We start from the raw sequence: 15,834 nt of genomic DNA on the forward strand, positions 1-15,834 counted from the left end.
GTTAGTATTAGTGGTGTACCGTATCCTACGTTACGCTGATCGTTTTTATATGAATGTATATGAATCGCAACAATCAAGCCGAAACCTTTACAGTTTGGCGTCTTCTTCTTCCGTGAACATGTCGATGATCTTTGTTTTCATCCTGTCCAGGAAACCTTTGAGGGAGGCATTGCGCTCGCGCGACTTACGGTCTTGCCGTGCGTCTGCCGTTTCTTCCTCTGCTTCTTCTTCCATCCACTCGTCTCCGGCTTCGGCCTGGCGGGCCACTCTTTCCTTCGCGAAGTAGCTGGTGTTGATTTTCACGTAATTCTCCTCCAGCGCGCGGCGATCGTTCTCATAGTCGTTGTAGCCTTTGAGAATGAGCCCTACGCAGGTGGCGTACATGGGTTTGGTCAGCTCGTCGGTATGCCCGCTGGCGAGGTGCTCGTTGGGGTAACCGATGCGGGCGCTCACGCCGGTAGTGTATTCCGTCAGCTGGATGAGGTGTTTCAGCTGGGAACCGCCGCCGGTCAGAATGATGCCGCCGTTGAGCATCTTGTTGTCCATGCCGATCTGTTTCAGATGGTACACCACGAAATCGAGGATCTCGCTCATGCGCGCCTGGATGATATGGGCCAGGTTTTTCACGGAGATCTCTTTCGGGCTTTGGCCGCGCAATCCGGGGATGGTGATGTAGGCGTTGTTCTTGGCTTCGTCCGCAAGGGCGTAACCGAACTGCACCTTCATCTGCTCCGCCTGCGTCTTGAGCACGCCAAGGCCGTTCTTGATGTCGTTGGTGATATTTTCACCGCCATACGGGATCACGGCGGTATGTTTCAGGACGCCTTCGTAGAAAACGGCCAGGTCGGTGGTACCACCACCAATGTCTACGATCGCAACGCCGGCTTCGAAATCCATGTCGCACATAACGGCTGCCGCGGATGCCAGGGGCTGGAGCACCAGGTCCTTAATACGGAGACCGGATTTCTCCACGCTGCGGTTGATGTTGCGGATGGCGTTCTTGTCGCCGGTAATGATGTGGAAATTCGCGCCCACTTTCACACCGCTCATCCCGATGGGATAAGTGATGTTCTGCAGGGCGTCCACGATGTACTGCTGCGGGATCACGTCAATGATCTGGTCGCTGGCAGGGATGACCGTTTTATACTGATCGTTGATCAGCTGGTCAATGTCTTTCTGGGAGATTTCAGCGTCGGTGTCGTTCCGGACGATGTCTCCGCGGGTCTGCAAACTTTTGATATGATGGCCTGCGATACCCACATATACCTCGTTGATCTCGAGGTTGGGGTTAGACGCATAGCAGTTCTCCAATGCCTGTCTGATGGCCTTGATGGTCTGATCGATATTCAGCACCATACCGTGCTGTACACCGAAAGATGGGGCTTTCCCGAATCCGAGGATTTCCAATTTCCCGTATTCATTCTTCCTTCCTGCGATGGCTGCTATCTTCGTGGTTCCAATGTCGAGACCTACAATGATGGGAGCTTCCTGATTCATGGTTCTTTATTGTTTTTAGTTGCGATTACGTTGATTAGGTTTCTGATATACCGCCCTCGGCTGCCTTTCGGCGCTTGCGGGCTTCGGCGTTTGTTTTTGGGGTTTGGCTGCCGGCTTCTCCTGTTTCCTTTCCACTTTTTTCTCCGGCTTCTTTTCCGCGGGCCTGGGCGCTGCTGCCGCCGTTACCGGGGCCACGGGCGCTACTACCGCTGCGTCGTCGTCTGTTACCGCGATGTCTGCGGCCGACGAATCCTTATACATCGGCGGCGGCGGCGCGCTCTTTCCATCCCTTCTCGTTCCGATCACCTGGTCTTTGAACGCTACGTTCAGCCGCGTGTATGTGTTCCAGCCTGCTTTGCTCAGTCCTTCCCTGTAAAAGACAAGCAGCCGGTCGAATTTGTTGGCTACATCGGTGCCGTCCCCGAAATAAACCACATGGTCGCCGAGTTTCGGGATGAACTCGAACCTGCGGTCTTCGGTGATCACCACCTGTTCCACCTGCGCGTTCCAGAAAGTGTCTGCCGCGATGTACGCCGCCATGTCGCGCATTTGCGCGTAAAGCAGGCTGTCTTCCTTCCGCAGCTTTTGCGCGTCTGCTGGGAAGTTGGTGAACACGGGCACCCGGGCGGAGAACCTGTCCGAAACCGGGATGCGCTCGCCGTCGGCATCGAGGTAGAAGCTGTTGCCGGAAAAAGTGAACACCCGGGCGAGGGGATCCCGCTGTTCCACTTCCACCTGCAGCAGATCGTTGTTGTCGATGAACAATTGGGCCGACCGGATCCAGGGGTCCCTTTCCACGATCTTCTCCAGTTGCGCGAGGTCCACTTCGCTGATGGGCTTGTTCGTGGGATTGAGGGATTTGTCGCCCGTAATGATCGCCTTCACATCCTTCACGTCTACGAACGCATTCCTGTCGTCGCCCTTCAGCGTAACGCGGATGCCCTTGCACTTGGTGTCGTTCTTGTCATTCACCGCCGCCGCCAGCAAAACGACAAAGCCCGTGAGCGCGCCTCCCCAGAGGAGGACGGTCGCGATGCGCTTCATGGCCGTTTTGGTTTTAGGTTGCATGATGAATGAATTCCTTTTATTGTTTGTTAATAATGTCCGTCAAAGGTTCCCGCAGCAGGTCGATATCGCCGGCCCCGGCGGTGATCAGCAGTTCGGCCGGATGTGCTTTTATCCAGTCGGGCACCGCGTTCCTGTCCATAATATGCACATCCGGTCCTTTGATCCTGTCTGCGATCATCTGCGTGGTAACGCCGTCGATCGGCAGTTCCCGCGCGGGATAGATGGGCAGCAGAATCACTTCGTCGGCCAGCGACAGTGTCTCCCCGAACCCGTCCGCGAAATCGCGCGTGCGGGAAAAGAGGTGCGGCTGGAAGATCACGGTGCATTTTTTACCCCTGAACAACGTTTTGGCGCTCGTGATGAGGGCCCGCAGTTCTTCGGGATGATGCGCGTAATCGTCGATATACACATGCCGGTCGTGCTTCACCAGGTATTCGAACCGCCGGCGGATGCCTTTGAAGGAGGCTACCGCACTGCGGATTTTTTCATTCGGGATCCCGAGGATATGCGCCACTGCGATAGCGGCCACGGCGTTTTCCACGTTGTGCATGCCGCCGATGCGCAGCTGCACGTTATCGATCATCCAATCCTGCTGCACCACGTCGAATTCATACCCGCCATCGTCCAGCCGGATGTTGGTGGCGTAGATATCGGCCGCGTCGTTTTGCAGGCTGTAAGACAATTTGTTGTCTCCCTTCAGCTCCGATGCGCGGTGCAGGCCATGTTTCGCCAGCAGGGTACCGTTGGGTTTGATGTTGGCGGAATACTGGATGAAGGCTTTCTCTACTTCTTCGGCGGTGCCGTAGATGTCGAGATGGTCGGGGTCCATGGCGGTGAGCACGGCGATGTCCGGGCTCAGTTTCAGGAAGGAGCGGTCGTATTCGTCCGCTTCGATGACGGCCACGGGCTTTTCGCTCGACCAGAAATTTTTTCCGTAGTTGGCGCTTACGCCGCCGAGGAAGGCGTTGCAGCCGTAGCCGGCGTCGCGCAGCAGGTGGGCGATCATGGTGGAAACGGTCGTTTTGCCATGGGTGCCTGCCACGGTGATGGCGAACAGTGAGCGGGTGATCTCCTGGAGCACGTCGCTGCGCTTTACCACTTCGTACCCGTTTTCGCGGTAGAACACGAGCTCGGACATGGTAGCGGGGATCGCGGGTGTAAACACCACGAGCTGCGCTTCGCGGTCGAGTTGTGAAACGTCGTCGGTATAATGAATGCGGATGCCTTCCGCTTCGAGTTGTTGCGTGAGTTGGGTGGAAGTACGGTCATATCCGCTCACGGCCACTCCTTTTTCGTTGAAGTAGCGGGCGATGGCCGACATGCCGATGCCTCCGATGCCTACAAAATAGATCCTATGTAAGTTGTTCAAATCCATCCTGTTATTTTATCAGCCCGAGCACTGCGCGGGCGATGGTCATATCTGCGTTTTTGTTGCCCAGGGGGGCGATGTTCGATTCAAGTTGCTGCATGAGCGCCTTGTTTTGCACGAGGCTCAGGGCTTCGTTGGCCAGTTTGGCGCCGGCTTCGGCGTCGGGGATGAGCAGTGCGGCGTTTTTGTGCACGAGGCTCTCCGCGTTTTTGGTTTGGTGGTCTTCGGCCGCAAACGGGTAGGGCACGAAGATCACGGGTTTCTGCGCTACGCAGAGCTCCGCGATGGCGAGGGCGCCCGCGCGGGAGATGACGGCGTCGGCCGCTTTGTACGCGAAGTCCATGACATTGATGAAGTCGAAGACTTTCACGTGGCTGGAATATTGCGCCGCGGCGGATTTGGCGGTGTCATAATACAGCTTCCCGGTTTGCCAGATGAGCTGTACGTCTTTATTCACGAAATCCGCGAGGCGGGGCAGGAGGGCGTCGTTGATGGACTTGGCTCCCAGACTTCCGCCTACTGCAAATACTGTGGGCTTGCCCATCATGAGGCCGAAGTGGCGCATGGCTTCGTCTTTGGTGACGGCGCTTTGCGTGATGGACCCGCGCACGGGGTTGCCGGTATATAATATTTTATCGGCCGGGAAGAAGGATTCCATTCCTTCGTAGCCCACGCAGATGACGTTGGCTTTCCTGCCGAGGATTTTATTGCTTTTGCCCGCATAGGAATTCTGTTCCTGGATGAGGGTGGGGATGCCCATTTTCTGCGCTTTCCGCAGGATGGGGAACGACGCGTACCCGCCTACGCCCACCACGGCATCGGGTTGGAATCGCTGGAGGATGGTGCGCGCCTGGCGGAGGGATTTAAGCAGTTTGAACGGCAGCAGGATATTCTTGAAAATATTGCTGCGGTTGAAACCGGCGATCTCCAGCCCTTCGATGGGATACCCGGCCTGGGGTACCTTTTCCATTTCCATTTTGCCTTTGGCGCCCACGAACAGGATCTCCGCATCCGCTTCGATCTTGCGGATGGCGTTGGCGATAGCGATCGCGGGGAAGATGTGCCCCCCGGTCCCGCCGCCTGCTATGATGATCTTGTGTGCCAAATACAATTCGGTTTTATATGATTATGCGGCCACTGCCTGCGCAGCTACCGCCTGTTTGTTTTCTGCTTCTTCCACATGCCGCGATACGCTGAGGATGATGCCGATGGAAAGACTGGTAAATATTACCGACGATCCTCCCATACTCACCAGCGGCAGCGTTAACCCCGTTACGGGTAACAGGTTCACGTTCACCGCCATATGCATCAGCGCCTGAATTACCAGCGTCACACTCAGGCCCAGGGCCAGGAATGCGCCGAAGGCGTACGGACAATTTTTAAAAATCCGGATACTTCTGAGGAGTAAAATGAGGTAAGCGGCCATCACCAAAAAGGCGCCAAAGATACCATACTCTTCAAGAATTATCGCAAAAATAAAATCGGAATACGGGTGCGGAAGAAAATTTCTTGCCGTACTGTTTCCGGGCCCTTTCCCGAGCAATCCGCCGTTTACGATCCCGATCTTCGCCTGCTGCACCTGGTAGGGCTCTTCATGCGTTTCCGCAGATGTAAAGCTCTCGATGCGGCTCATCCATGTTTTGGTACGGCCTTCCATACCTGTGAGCTTGGCGATCCCGAACATCAGCACCACCAGCACCAATCCCGCTGCGATCATGCCTGCCAGGTATTTCAACGGCACACGGCCGATGAAGCAGAGCAGCATGCAGCTGGCGCCGAGCAGCAGGGCGGTAGACATGTTCGCTGGCATGATAAGCCCGCAAATCACGACAACCGGCAGAATGATCGGAAGGAACCCCTTCTTGAAATCATCGATCACACCCTGCTTTTTCGACAGCTGCCGCGCCACGTACATGAACAATGCCAGCTTCGCGATGTCGGAAGTCTGGAACGTCAGGTTGATGACCGGAAGCTTGATCCATCGGCTCGCATCGTTCAGGTTAGAACCGAATGCGAGTGTGTACATGAGCAGGGGGATCGATAAAAGGAACCCGATCTGCGCCACCCGGGAGTAAATCGTATAATTCACCCGGTGGGCGAAGTAAATGATGAGGATCCCGAGAATGAGTACCGACAGCTGTTTGAACAGGTAGTATTCCGTATGGCCGCTGTAAACGCGGTATGCCAAAGAGCCTGTGGAACTGTACACTGCCAACAAGCTTACCGCAGACAGGAAGAACACGATCGTCCATATCACCTTGTCGCCTTTCGTCTTTTGAAGCAAGTTGTTCACGTTGTTCCGTTTTTGTTGTTAGAGTTCCCTCACCGCATCCTTGAAGGCGCGGCCTCTTTCTTCATAATTCTTGAAGAGGTCGAAGCTTGCGCATGCAGGCGAGAGTAATACCACATCGCCTTTGCTGGCCAGGTTGAAGGCCTGGGCCACGGCGTCTTTCATGTTATCGGTGTTCACCATCACTTCCATGTCTTTGGACAGGGATTCGTGAATGGGGCGATTGTCGACCCCCAGGCAAACGATCGCTTTTACTTTTTCGCGGACCAGTTCGCGGATGGCGCTATAGTCGTTCCCCTTGTCCACACCGCCCATGATGAGGATCACGGGGCGTTCCATGCTTTCGAGGGCGAACCATACGCTATTGACGTTCGTGGCTTTACTGTCGTTGATAAAATCCACTCCGCGCACGGTGGTTACGTATTCCATCCTGTGCTCCAGGCTGGAGAACGTGCTGAGGCTTTCCCGGATCTTTTCTTTCCGGATATCCATCGTGCGGCCTGCAATCCCTGCTGCCATTGAATTATACAAATTATGCTTACCTTTTAATGCCAGATCGTACATCGACATAATTACCGGTTCGTCTTCTTTCACCTGAATGTTCAGCTGGTCGTTCGCTATGAATCCACCTTCTTTCAATTGTTCCATAATGCTAAAAGGTATTGTTGTAGAATAAATGGGTTTCTTGGCTAAATGTTCCCGGATCACCGGGTCGTCTATACAATAAATAAAATAATCTTCCTTGGTCTGGTTCATGGCGATGCGGAACTTGCTTTCCACGTAATTCTCCATTTTGTACTCGTACCGGTCGAGGTGATCGGGCGTGATATTGAGGAGAATGGCCACGTTCGGTTTGAAATCCACGATATCGTCCAGCTGAAAGCTGCTCACTTCCACCACATAATAATCGGCCGGTTCGGTAGCCACCTGTTTGGCGTAGCTCACCCCGATGTTCCCGACCAGCGCGGCGTTGAGGCCTGCCGTCTTGAATATCCAGTGGGTGAGGGCGGTGGTGGTGCTTTTGCCGTTGCTGCCGGTGATGGCGATCACTTTGCTCGTATCCTTGCTGAACCGCCAGGCGAATTCGATCTCGGAGATCACGGAAACCCCGCGCTCGCGGACCTTCTTCATCAGCTCCGACTTCTCGGGGATGCCGGGCGATTTCACGATCTCGTCGGCTCCCAGGATCACGTCCCACGAATGATGTCCTTCTTCGAACGGAATGCCGTTCACCGCCAGTTCCTGCTTGTACAGGTCTTTGATGGCGCCGCCGTCAGACACGAATACCTCGTATCCCTGCTTTTTACCCAGCAGGGCCGCACCAATGCCGCTTTCTCCGGCTCCGAGTATGACGAGTTTCTTCATGTTGACTATCTCATTTTCAGTGTGGCGATGGCGAATACGACGCAGATGATCGTCACGATCCAGAAGCGCACGGCGATCTTGCTTTCATGATATCCGAGCTTCTGGTAGTGATGGTGGAGCGGGCTCATGAGGAACACACGCCTTCCTTCACCGTATTTCTTCTTCGTATACTTGAAATAAGCCACCTGGATCATCACGCTGAGGCTTTCCACGAAGAAAACGCCGCAGATGATGGGCAGTAATAATTCTTTCCTGACGATAATGGCCAGCGAGGCGATGATGCCCCCCAGCGCCAGGCTCCCCGTATCGCCCATGAACACCTGGGCGGGGTAAGCGTTGTACCAGAGGAACCCGACACAGGCCCCCACGAACGCGGCGATGAAGATCGACAGCTCGCCGAGGTGCGGGATGTACATGATATTCAGGTATTCCGCGAACTGGATGTTGCCGCTCACATAGGCGAATATGCCGAAGCAGACCCCGATCACGGCCGAGACGCCCGTCGCCAGGCCATCTAACCCGTCCGTCAGGTTCGCCCCGTTGGAAACGGCGGTGATGATGAGGATCACGATGAGGATGTAGATCACGAAAGTGAATTTCTCCGCACCGGGGATCCAGGAGATCAGTTTGCTGTAGTTGAACTCGTGGTTTTTTACGAAGGGGATGGTGGTGATGGGGGTTTTTACGTCCACGAAGCGGTGCCCGTCGGGCGTTACGCGTTCGTTGCTCACCACTTTTTCGTAAGGCGCCAGTTTCTTGCCGTCCATGATCTCGCGGCTCATCACCACGTTTTCATTGAAATACAGGGTGGTGCCTACGATGATGCCGAGGCCTACCTGGCCGAGGATCTTGAATCTTCCCGCGAGCCCTTCCTTATTTTTCTTGAATACTTTAATGTAATCGTCGATAAACCCGATGAGCCCCAGCCAAACGGTGCAGAGCAGGATCAGGAGGATGTATACGTTCATCACCCTTGCAAACAGCAGGGTGGGGATCACCATAGCCGAGAGGATGATGAGGCCGCCCATGGTGGGAGTGCCTTTTTTGGTCTGTTCGCCCGCCAGGCCCAGGTCGCGGATGGTTTCCCCGATCTGCTTGCGTTGCAGGTATTTCACGATGCGCTTGCCCAGGAGCAGCGAGATCACGAGCGAGAGCAACAACGCCATGGTGATCCGGAACGTGATGAACTGCCACATGCCGGTACCGGTGTAGTTGAACTCGTTTTTAAGATAAGTGAACAGATAGTATAACATATAATTGGTCGTGATCTTCTATTTGTCAAACATTTCCAGGATCTCGCGCAGCACCTGCTTATCGTCGAAGGGGTGCTTCACGCCCTGGATCTCCTGGTATTTTTCGTGCCCTTTGCCCGCGATGAGGATGATATCTTCCGGCTTCGCGAGGCTCACGGCGGTTTTGATGGCTTCGTGGCGGTCGGTGATCGACAGCGTTTTCTTGCGCTGGGCCACGCTCACGCCGGCTTCCATTTCTTTGATGATGGCCGCGGGGTCTTCCGACCGCGGATTGTCCGACGTGAAAATGGCTTTGTCCGAATGTTCTGCGGCCACTTCTCCCATGATCGGGCGTTTCGTCGTATCGCGGTCGCCGCCGCAACCTACCACGGTAATGATCTGCTCATGGCCCTGGCGGAGGTTTTTGATGGTGGCGAGCACGTTGATGAGTGCATCCGGCGTATGGGCATAGTCCACGATGCCGATGATGCGTTCGTTTTTGGAAACGACGTAATCGAACCGTCCTTCCGCGCCGTTCAGGTTGCTGAGCACGGCCAGCACGGTGTCTTTATCGTCTCCCATCAGCACGGCGGCGCCGAACACGGCCAGGAGGTTGTAGGCGTTGAATTCGCCGATCAGCCGGAAGTGCACGTCTTTGGCGCCGATCTGCATCACCAGCCCGGTGAGGTTGTTTTCGAGGATCTTTCCCTTGAACTCGGCCATGGTACGCAGGCTGTACGTGGCTTTGCGGGCCTTCGTATTCTGCAGCATCACGTTGCCCCGCTTGTCGTCCAGGTTCGTGAGGGCGAAAGCAGAGGCGGGAAGGTTGTCGAAAAACGATTTCTTCACCCGGATATATTCGTCGAACGTCTTGTGGTAATCAAGATGGTCGTGCGTGATGTTCGTAAAGATGCCGCCCGCGAATTGCAGTCCCGCGATGCGTTGCTGGTGGATGGCGTGGGAGCTAACTTCCATGAAGGCGTAATCGCATCCCTCGTTCACCATGTCTGCCAGCAGGGCGTTCAGGTTGATGGGATCGGGCGTGGTATGCGTTGCCGGAACGATGCGCTCGCCGATCTGGTTCTGCACGGTCGACAGCAAACCGCAATGATGCCCCATGGCCGTGTACAAACGGAACAGGAGCGTGGCCACGGTGGTTTTGCCGTTGGTGCCCGTAACGCCGACGAGCCGCAGCTTGCGCGACGGGTTGTCGTAAAAATTGCCGGCCATGATACCTGCCGCCTGGTGGCTGTTGCTGACGCGCACGTAGCAAACGTTGGCGGCGGTCACTTCCGGCATTTCCTCGCAGATCACGGCAGCAGCGCCCTGCGCCACCGCTTTCGGGATGTAGGCATGGCCGTCGGCCGCTACTCCGCGGATAGCGATGAACACGTCGCCCGGTTTCACCTGGCGGGAGTCGATATGCAGCGCCTGCACGGCAATGTCGTTATTGCCCTGCACGTCCAGGATCTGCACCTGGTATAATATGTCCCGCAACGTCTTCATAATTCAGTATCAGCTCAGTTCTATTATGATCGTTTGTTCTTTTCCGATGTTGGCGCCTCCGGGGAGCGACTGGCTGGTCACTTTCCCGGCGCCGCGGATCACCACGCGCAGCCCTGCGTTTTCCAGCAGGTACAATGCGTCTTTGAGGCCCATTCCCTTAACATCGGGAACGGTGCCGCTTTGTTGTTTCACCGGCTCGAAGGCCAGTTTGTTCCCTTTCACGTCTGCCGTCACCCAGTTGCTGCTGGAGAGGTTGCCGGAGTAAGGGAGGCCCAGGGTGGCGGCTACGCTTTTCCATTCACTGCCTTTCCCGCCTTTCATGGCCATCATGGAATCCAGCCCGCCGTTGCCCGCGAGGTAACGAGGTTTCTTCACGGCCAGGGCGTAGAGCTTGTCGGCCACTTCGCGGAAAACCGGTCCAGCCACGGTGCCGCCATAGAATTTGGCGGCATGGGGCTTGTTCCGGATCACTACCACGCAGGTGTATTGCGGATCGTCTGCCGGGAAATATCCCGCGAAAGACGATTGGTAAATCTTGTCGGCATAGCCCCGCTTGCCGTCCGCGATGAGAGCGGTGCCGGTTTTGCCGGCGAAGCGGTAGTAGGGCGTTTGCAGTTTGGCGGCGGTACCGTTCAGTACCACGCCTTCGAGCATTTCGTGCAGCGCGTTCAGTGTTTTGGCCGAACAGATGCTGTCTGCCACGATCACCGGCTCGAAGTTTTTCACCGGTTGCCCATATTCCTGGATGCTGTTCACCAGGTAAGGCTTCATCATTCTGCCGCCGTTGGCTACCGCGTTGTACAGCATGGCGGTATGCATGGGCGTTTGCGTCACTTCATAACCGAACGCCATCCACGGAAGGGTGGTGGCGCTCCAGCTTTTGTTGGCCGTGGTCTTGATCATCGGTTTGCCTTCGCCGAGAAGGTCGATGCCAGTGAGCTCGTCCAGGTGCAGTTTGCGGAGGCGGGCCGAGAATTCGTTCGGCTTCTTCGCATAATATTGATATACCAGCTTGGCCATCCCTACGTTCGAGCTGCGCTCGAATGCGCGTTTGACGGTTACGTTGGTGAGGTGGTGCGGTTCGGAGTCGTACACGATGCGGCGGTTGATGGGCCAGCGGCCATAATTAAGGTCTACCATCGTGTTCGGCGTGATGTATCCGTCTTCCAGCAGGGCGATCATGGTGGCCAGTTTGAAGGTGGAACCGGGTTCCCCTTTCTGGATGGCGTGGTTCATATCTTCCCAGTAGGTGCCGTCGGGTTGGCGGCCGAGGTTGGCGATGGCCTTGATCTTGCCGGTTTTCACTTCCATGAGGATGGCGGTGCCGTGCACGCATTCGTTCTGGACCATCATCCGCATGAGCGCCGTTTCCACTATGTCCTGCATGTTCACGTCGAGGGTGGTGATGACGTCTTTCCCGTTTTCCGGCTCGATGTCGTACCCTTCCACCGGCATATACGTGCCGCCGGCGATCCTGCGCATGAGGCGCTTCCCGGTCACGCCGCTGAGATATGCGTCGTAGGTATTTTCCAGGCCTACGTTCTGCGAGTTGGTGCGGGCGAGGCCGATGGTGCGGTTGGCGAGCAGTTTGAAGGGATTGATCCGTTTGTTCTTGGTCTCAACGATGAGGCCGCCCTTGTTGCGCCCGAGGCGGAACATGGGGAAGGTGCGGAGCTGCTGGTACTGGTCGAAACGGATATCGCGCTTGAGGAGGAAGTAACGGTCCTTTTCTTTATAGCCTTCCTGCAATATCTTTTTATAGTCGGCCGCGGAGCGGTCCATGAACAGGTTGGCGAGTGCGCGGGAAAGGGAGTCGACGTTATCCTTGAAAATCGTTTTCTTTTTATCCTGCAGGCCGTCGGCTTTGAAGTCGATGCGGATATCGAAATAGGGGATGGAGGTAGACAGCATGCGGCCCTCTTCGGAATAGATGGTGCCGCGGTCGGCGTCGAGGTCCATATAAGCGGTGTGGAGGCTGTCGGACATGTTGCGCCAGTAGTTGCCTTCCACCTGCTGGAGGAAAACTACCCGTCCGACGATGGCGACCGCGAAGATGCCCATGCCGATGAGGCACAGATACGACCGCCATAATATGTCTTTTTTAATCTCCATTTGCCGGGTTAGAATCAGTATCGGTGTGAATTTCCTATTGCTCGTTGTCGGTTTTCGCCTTCGGTTCGATCCGTTGGGGCGGGGTGCTGAGTTCTTTGAGGCCGAGGGGCTCCACGGCTTTGCTCACTTCACTGAGTTTGCTTCTGAACATCAGTTCGCTTTTCACGCTCAGGTATTCCCATTTCAGTTCCTTGATCTCGCGGCTGAGCCGGTTGATCCGGATGACCTTCTTCTCGGCGAGGTGATTATTGGCGATGTATACCAATGCCACTACGGCGAGGAAGAGGATGAAAGGGAGGTTTTCCGTGATCATCCGGTAATTGATCCGCAGCCGCCATTCCCGCCGCGGCGTTGCCGGGGTGCTCTCCTGCGGTATTTCCGCTGATATGTCTTTTACTTCTTCCTGCAAACCTTTACGTGTTTAGCGATTGATGATGCTGACAGTATATTCGGTAAAAGGGGATGATAGGATGGAAGTAACAACTTTAGCGTTTCTCCGCGACCCGCAGCTTTGCGCTCCGGCTTCTGGGGTTCTCTTTCAACTCGGTGGCGCCGGCCGTGACCGGCTTCTTCGTGACCAGGCTGAACACTTTCGGCGGGGTTTCGAAACTGTACGGATTATCTTCCACCGTCTCGAAACTGCCGGTCTTCATAAAGTTCTTCACCAGCCGGTCTTCCAGCGAATGGAAGGTGATGATCGACAGCCGGCCACCGGGTTTGAGCACGGCGGTAGACTGGGAGAGGAGGTCTTTCAGTGCCCCCAGCTCGTCGTTCACCTCGATCCGCAGCGCCTGGAATACCTGTGCGAGGTATTTGGCCGGATTGCCTTTCACGATGGGCTGGATGAGCGATTTGAACTCCCCGATGGTCCGCAGCGGATGTGCTTTCCGGAGCGTCACGATCGTTTTGGCCAGCGTGCGCGAATTGGTCACTTCGCCGTAATCCTGGAACAACTGGTGCAGGTGATGCTCGGAATAAGTGGTGAGCACGTCTGCGGCGGTCAGCTTCGCGCGGTTGTCCATCCGCATGTCCAGCGCCCCGTCGAACCGCGTGGAGAAACCCCTCTCCGCCGTATCGAACTGGTAACTGGAAACCCCGAGGTCGGCGAGGATGCCATCGGCGCCCAGCGCTTTATGCAGCTTGCAGAAACGCTCCAGGTGCCGGAAATTCTCGCGGACGAACGTGACCCGCTCGTCCGGGATGCGATTGCGGTAGGCGTCTTCGTCCTGGTCGAACACCACCAGCCGGCCCTGCGGCCCCAGCTGCGAAAGGATCGCGCGGGAATGGCCGCCGCCGCCGAAAGTGGCGTCGATATACAGGCCGTCTGGCCGGATCTGCATATGCTCGATCACTTCCTGGAGAAGGACGGGCTGATGATAGAAACCTGCTTCCATACGTACCGTTTTTACAACCCGGGAATATTGCTACCGTCGGGCGACATGACCTGTTGGGCCAGATTGCTGAAGGCTTCCGGTGAAAAATTATCAAAGAACTCCTGGTATTTGGCCTTGTCCCAGATCTCGATCTTGTTGTTGGCTGCGGCCAGGACGATGTCTTTGTCCAGCCCCGCATGTACAGCAAGGTTCTTCGGGATGTTGAGGCGGCCTGCACTGTCCAGCTCCACAATGGTCGCACCATTCAGAAAATAGCGGCGGAATTCCCTAACTTTCGGATCAAAATCGTTCAACTTGGCAATTTTCTCCTGGATAGGCGTCCACTCACTCATCGGGTACAAAGTCAGGCACTTCTCGAAGCCGCGGTTCAGCACAAACTGGGCCCCTGCGTCTTCCGGCAGCTGCCGTTTAAACCCGGCAGGGAGCAGGAAACGCCCTTTTGCGTCCAGCGTTGATTCATATTCTCCTAAAAAGCCCGTCATGCTTCGTTTTAGTACCTGATTTCCATTTTCTAACACAAAATAACACTTTTTCCCACTTTTAACCGAAAAAATGTATTCTATATTTTTTCCACACGAGGTTTGTGCCTGCAGGCACAGGTTTGAGGTGCGTGGGGAAGGGTGGGTTGTGGATAAAGTTGAGGATGTGTGGAAAAAATGTTTATAACCAGGGTTTTGGTGTTGAAAACGCGCCGTGGGACGGAAATCCGCTTTTTTGCAAATTTTTAACGGCCCTCCATTATGTCAAGTCCGGATTTTGCTTTTAATTCGTACCTTTGCGATTCTTTTTTATGAGGAAAATTTTCTTACTAGCTGGCCTTGTGGCCCTTACGCTCGCTGCTGCTTCCTGTAACCGGGAACTCAGGCGCATTGAAAAAAGCAATGACCTGGACAAGAAGTTAGCGTACGCCGATAAAATGTACGAGAAGAAGAAGTACCAGATGGCCCAGACCTTATATGAGGAAATGATCCCCGTATTCAAAGGCACTGACAAATTCGAGCCGCTGTACTATAAATACGCCTACTGTTCTTTCTACCTGAAAGATTACACCCAGGCCGCCTTCCATTTCAAGAATTACCTGGACGCCCTGCCGTCCAGCCCCCGGGCCATGGAGATCGACTATCAGCAAGCCTATTGCTATTATAAGCTCTCCCCCAAGGTAGCGCTCGACCAGACCAATACCATGAAGGCCATCGCAGCCATGCAGACCTTCATCAACACCTATCCCCAGTCCGACAAATCCACCGAGGCCTCCGTCGTGATCGACCTCCTCCGCCGGAAACTGGAACAGAAAGATTTCAACGCCGCCGAGCTGTATTACAACCTCGGGCACTTCAAAGCATCCGGCGTGGCCTTCAAAAGCCTCATGCGCGCTTACCCGGACTCCGAGCGGAGCGACAGCTATAAGTATATGGCTATCAAGGCATATTACAACTATGCCAAGAACAGCGTACACTTCCGCCAGAAAGAGCGCTTCGAGACCGTCGTAAACGAATATCTCGAGTTCAATGACCGCTATCCCTCCAGTAAATTGCGCGGGGATGCCGAAAAATACTTTACCTTAGCAAAAAATAACATTAAAACGCTGGAAAATGAGCAAAATAAAACGGAGTCTGTCCAGTAGCCTGAACCCCTGGGTTGAGACTAAAAACACGACCGATATCAAAAACAGAACCGGTAATCTGTACGAATCCATTGCCATTATTGCCAAAAGGGCAAACCAGATCAATATTACCGTGAAGGAAGAGCTCCACTCCAAACTGGAAGAGTTCGCCTCCCACACGGATAACCTGGAAGAAGTGCACGAGAACAAAGAGCAGATCGAAATCTCCCGTTTCTACGAAAGAATGGCGAATTCCGCTATTCAGGCTACCCAGGAATTCCTGGACAATAAGATCTATTTCCGCAAAAACGACGACGATCTGTATTCCTGATCCTTTCGTTGTATTTGTGAAAAATACTAATTTCATAGCGGCAGAATATCGTTGTTCTGCCGCTTTT

14 protein-coding genes are annotated in these 15,834 nt (G+C 54.9%); 2 read left to right on the forward strand and 12 right to left on the reverse strand.

Annotated elements, in window-relative coordinates:
- Nucleotides 1-87: 87 nt before the first annotated feature.
- From ftsA to mraZ, 12 genes are all read right to left on the reverse strand, one after another.
- Nucleotides 88-1,497: a cell division protein FtsA gene (ftsA, locus tag ACQKLP_RS25450; protein ID WP_427325935.1), complete on the reverse strand. Its 1,410-nt coding sequence runs from the start codon at nt 1,495-1,497 to the stop codon at nt 88-90.
- A gap of 15 nt (nt 1,498-1,512) precedes the next feature.
- Nucleotides 1,513-2,565: a cell division protein FtsQ/DivIB gene (locus tag ACQKLP_RS25455; RefSeq protein ID WP_427325937.1), complete on the reverse strand. Its 1,053-nt coding sequence runs from the start codon at nt 2,563-2,565 to the stop codon at nt 1,513-1,515.
- A gap of 16 nt (nt 2,566-2,581) precedes the next feature.
- The gene (gene murC, locus ACQKLP_RS25460; RefSeq protein ID WP_427325939.1) at nt 2,582-3,940 is read right to left on the reverse strand and encodes a UDP-N-acetylmuramate--L-alanine ligase; all 1,359 of its coding nucleotides are present in this window, start codon (nt 3,938-3,940) and stop codon (nt 2,582-2,584) included.
- A 4-nt stretch (nt 3,941-3,944) separates the two neighbouring features.
- Nucleotides 3,945-5,039, reverse strand: a complete 1,095-nt coding sequence (gene murG, locus ACQKLP_RS25465; RefSeq protein ID WP_427325941.1) for an undecaprenyldiphospho-muramoylpentapeptide beta-N-acetylglucosaminyltransferase — start codon at nt 5,037-5,039, stop codon at nt 3,945-3,947.
- A gap of 21 nt (nt 5,040-5,060) precedes the next feature.
- Entirely contained in the window at nt 5,061-6,227 is a 1,167-nt protein-coding gene (locus ACQKLP_RS25470) for an FtsW/RodA/SpoVE family cell cycle protein (protein ID WP_427325942.1), read from the reverse strand.
- A gap of 18 nt (nt 6,228-6,245) precedes the next feature.
- Complete coding sequence (gene murD, locus ACQKLP_RS25475) at nt 6,246-7,589, reverse strand: UDP-N-acetylmuramoyl-L-alanine--D-glutamate ligase (protein ID WP_427325944.1); 1,344 nt, start codon at nt 7,587-7,589, stop codon at nt 6,246-6,248.
- Nucleotides 7,590-7,594: 5 nt separating this feature from the next.
- Entirely contained in the window at nt 7,595-8,842 is a 1,248-nt protein-coding gene (mraY, locus tag ACQKLP_RS25480) for a phospho-N-acetylmuramoyl-pentapeptide-transferase (RefSeq protein WP_427325945.1), read from the reverse strand.
- 18 nt (nt 8,843-8,860) lie between these two features.
- Entirely contained in the window at nt 8,861-10,327 is a 1,467-nt protein-coding gene (locus ACQKLP_RS25485) for a UDP-N-acetylmuramoyl-L-alanyl-D-glutamate--2,6-diaminopimelate ligase (RefSeq protein WP_427325946.1), read from the reverse strand.
- Nucleotides 10,328-10,336: 9 nt separating this feature from the next.
- Nucleotides 10,337-12,439 (reverse strand): penicillin-binding protein, encoded by a 2,103-nt coding sequence (locus ACQKLP_RS25490; protein WP_427325947.1) that lies wholly within the window; start codon nt 12,437-12,439, stop codon nt 10,337-10,339.
- A gap of 34 nt (nt 12,440-12,473) precedes the next feature.
- Nucleotides 12,474-12,848, reverse strand: coding sequence for an FtsL-like putative cell division protein (locus ACQKLP_RS25495; protein ID WP_427325949.1), 375 nt, complete (start codon nt 12,846-12,848; stop codon nt 12,474-12,476).
- A 76-nt stretch (nt 12,849-12,924) separates the two neighbouring features.
- Entirely contained in the window at nt 12,925-13,833 is a 909-nt protein-coding gene (rsmH, locus tag ACQKLP_RS25500) for a 16S rRNA (cytosine(1402)-N(4))-methyltransferase RsmH (protein ID WP_427325951.1), read from the reverse strand.
- 11 nt (nt 13,834-13,844) lie between these two features.
- On the reverse strand, nt 13,845-14,315 hold the full coding sequence (mraZ, locus tag ACQKLP_RS25505) for a division/cell wall cluster transcriptional repressor MraZ (RefSeq protein ID WP_341841350.1): 471 nt from the start codon (nt 14,313-14,315) through the stop codon (nt 13,845-13,847).
- Nucleotides 14,316-14,623: 308 nt separating this feature from the next.
- On the opposite strand from mraZ, the gene ACQKLP_RS25510 reads away from it, so the two are divergent.
- Nucleotides 14,624-15,457, forward strand: coding sequence for an outer membrane protein assembly factor BamD (locus ACQKLP_RS25510; protein ID WP_427325953.1), 834 nt, complete (start codon nt 14,624-14,626; stop codon nt 15,455-15,457).
- Nucleotides 15,426-15,767 (forward strand): DNA-directed RNA polymerase subunit omega, encoded by a 342-nt coding sequence (locus ACQKLP_RS25515; protein ID WP_126247713.1) that lies wholly within the window; start codon nt 15,426-15,428, stop codon nt 15,765-15,767. The genes ACQKLP_RS25510 and ACQKLP_RS25515 overlap by 32 nt, the downstream gene beginning before the upstream one ends.
- Nucleotides 15,768-15,834 lie beyond the last annotated feature (67 nt).

The sequence above is a fragment of the Chitinophaga sp. NPDC101104 genome, from assembly GCF_050277495.1.
Classification (GTDB): Bacteria; Bacteroidota; Bacteroidia; order Chitinophagales; family Chitinophagaceae; genus Chitinophaga.

Excerpts from the sequence above, each read along its gene's own strand:
- ftsA (WP_427325935.1), bottom strand. The coding sequence starts at position 1,497 with ATGAATCAGGAAGCTCCCATCATTGTAGGTCTCGACATTGGAACCACG.
- ACQKLP_RS25455 (WP_427325937.1), bottom strand. The coding sequence starts at position 2,565 with ATGCAACCTAAAACCAAAACGGCCATGAAGCGCATCGCGACCGTCCTC.
- murC (WP_427325939.1), bottom strand. The coding sequence starts at position 3,940 with ATGGATTTGAACAACTTACATAGGATCTATTTTGTAGGCATCGGAGGC.
- murD (WP_427325944.1), bottom strand. The coding sequence starts at position 7,589 with ATGAAGAAACTCGTCATACTCGGAGCCGGAGAAAGCGGCATTGGTGCG.
- mraY (WP_427325945.1), bottom strand. The coding sequence starts at position 8,842 with ATGTTATACTATCTGTTCACTTATCTTAAAAACGAGTTCAACTACACC.
- ACQKLP_RS25485 (WP_427325946.1), bottom strand. The coding sequence starts at position 10,327 with ATGAAGACGTTGCGGGACATATTATACCAGGTGCAGATCCTGGACGTG.
- ACQKLP_RS25490 (WP_427325947.1), bottom strand. The coding sequence starts at position 12,439 with ATGGAGATTAAAAAAGACATATTATGGCGGTCGTATCTGTGCCTCATC.
- rsmH (WP_427325951.1), bottom strand. The coding sequence starts at position 13,833 with ATGGAAGCAGGTTTCTATCATCAGCCCGTCCTTCTCCAGGAAGTGATC.
- mraZ (WP_341841350.1), bottom strand. The coding sequence starts at position 14,315 with ATGACGGGCTTTTTAGGAGAATATGAATCAACGCTGGACGCAAAAGGG.
- ACQKLP_RS25510 (WP_427325953.1), top strand. The coding sequence starts at position 14,624 with ATGAGGAAAATTTTCTTACTAGCTGGCCTTGTGGCCCTTACGCTCGCT.
- ACQKLP_RS25515 (WP_126247713.1), top strand. The coding sequence starts at position 15,426 with ATGAGCAAAATAAAACGGAGTCTGTCCAGTAGCCTGAACCCCTGGGTT.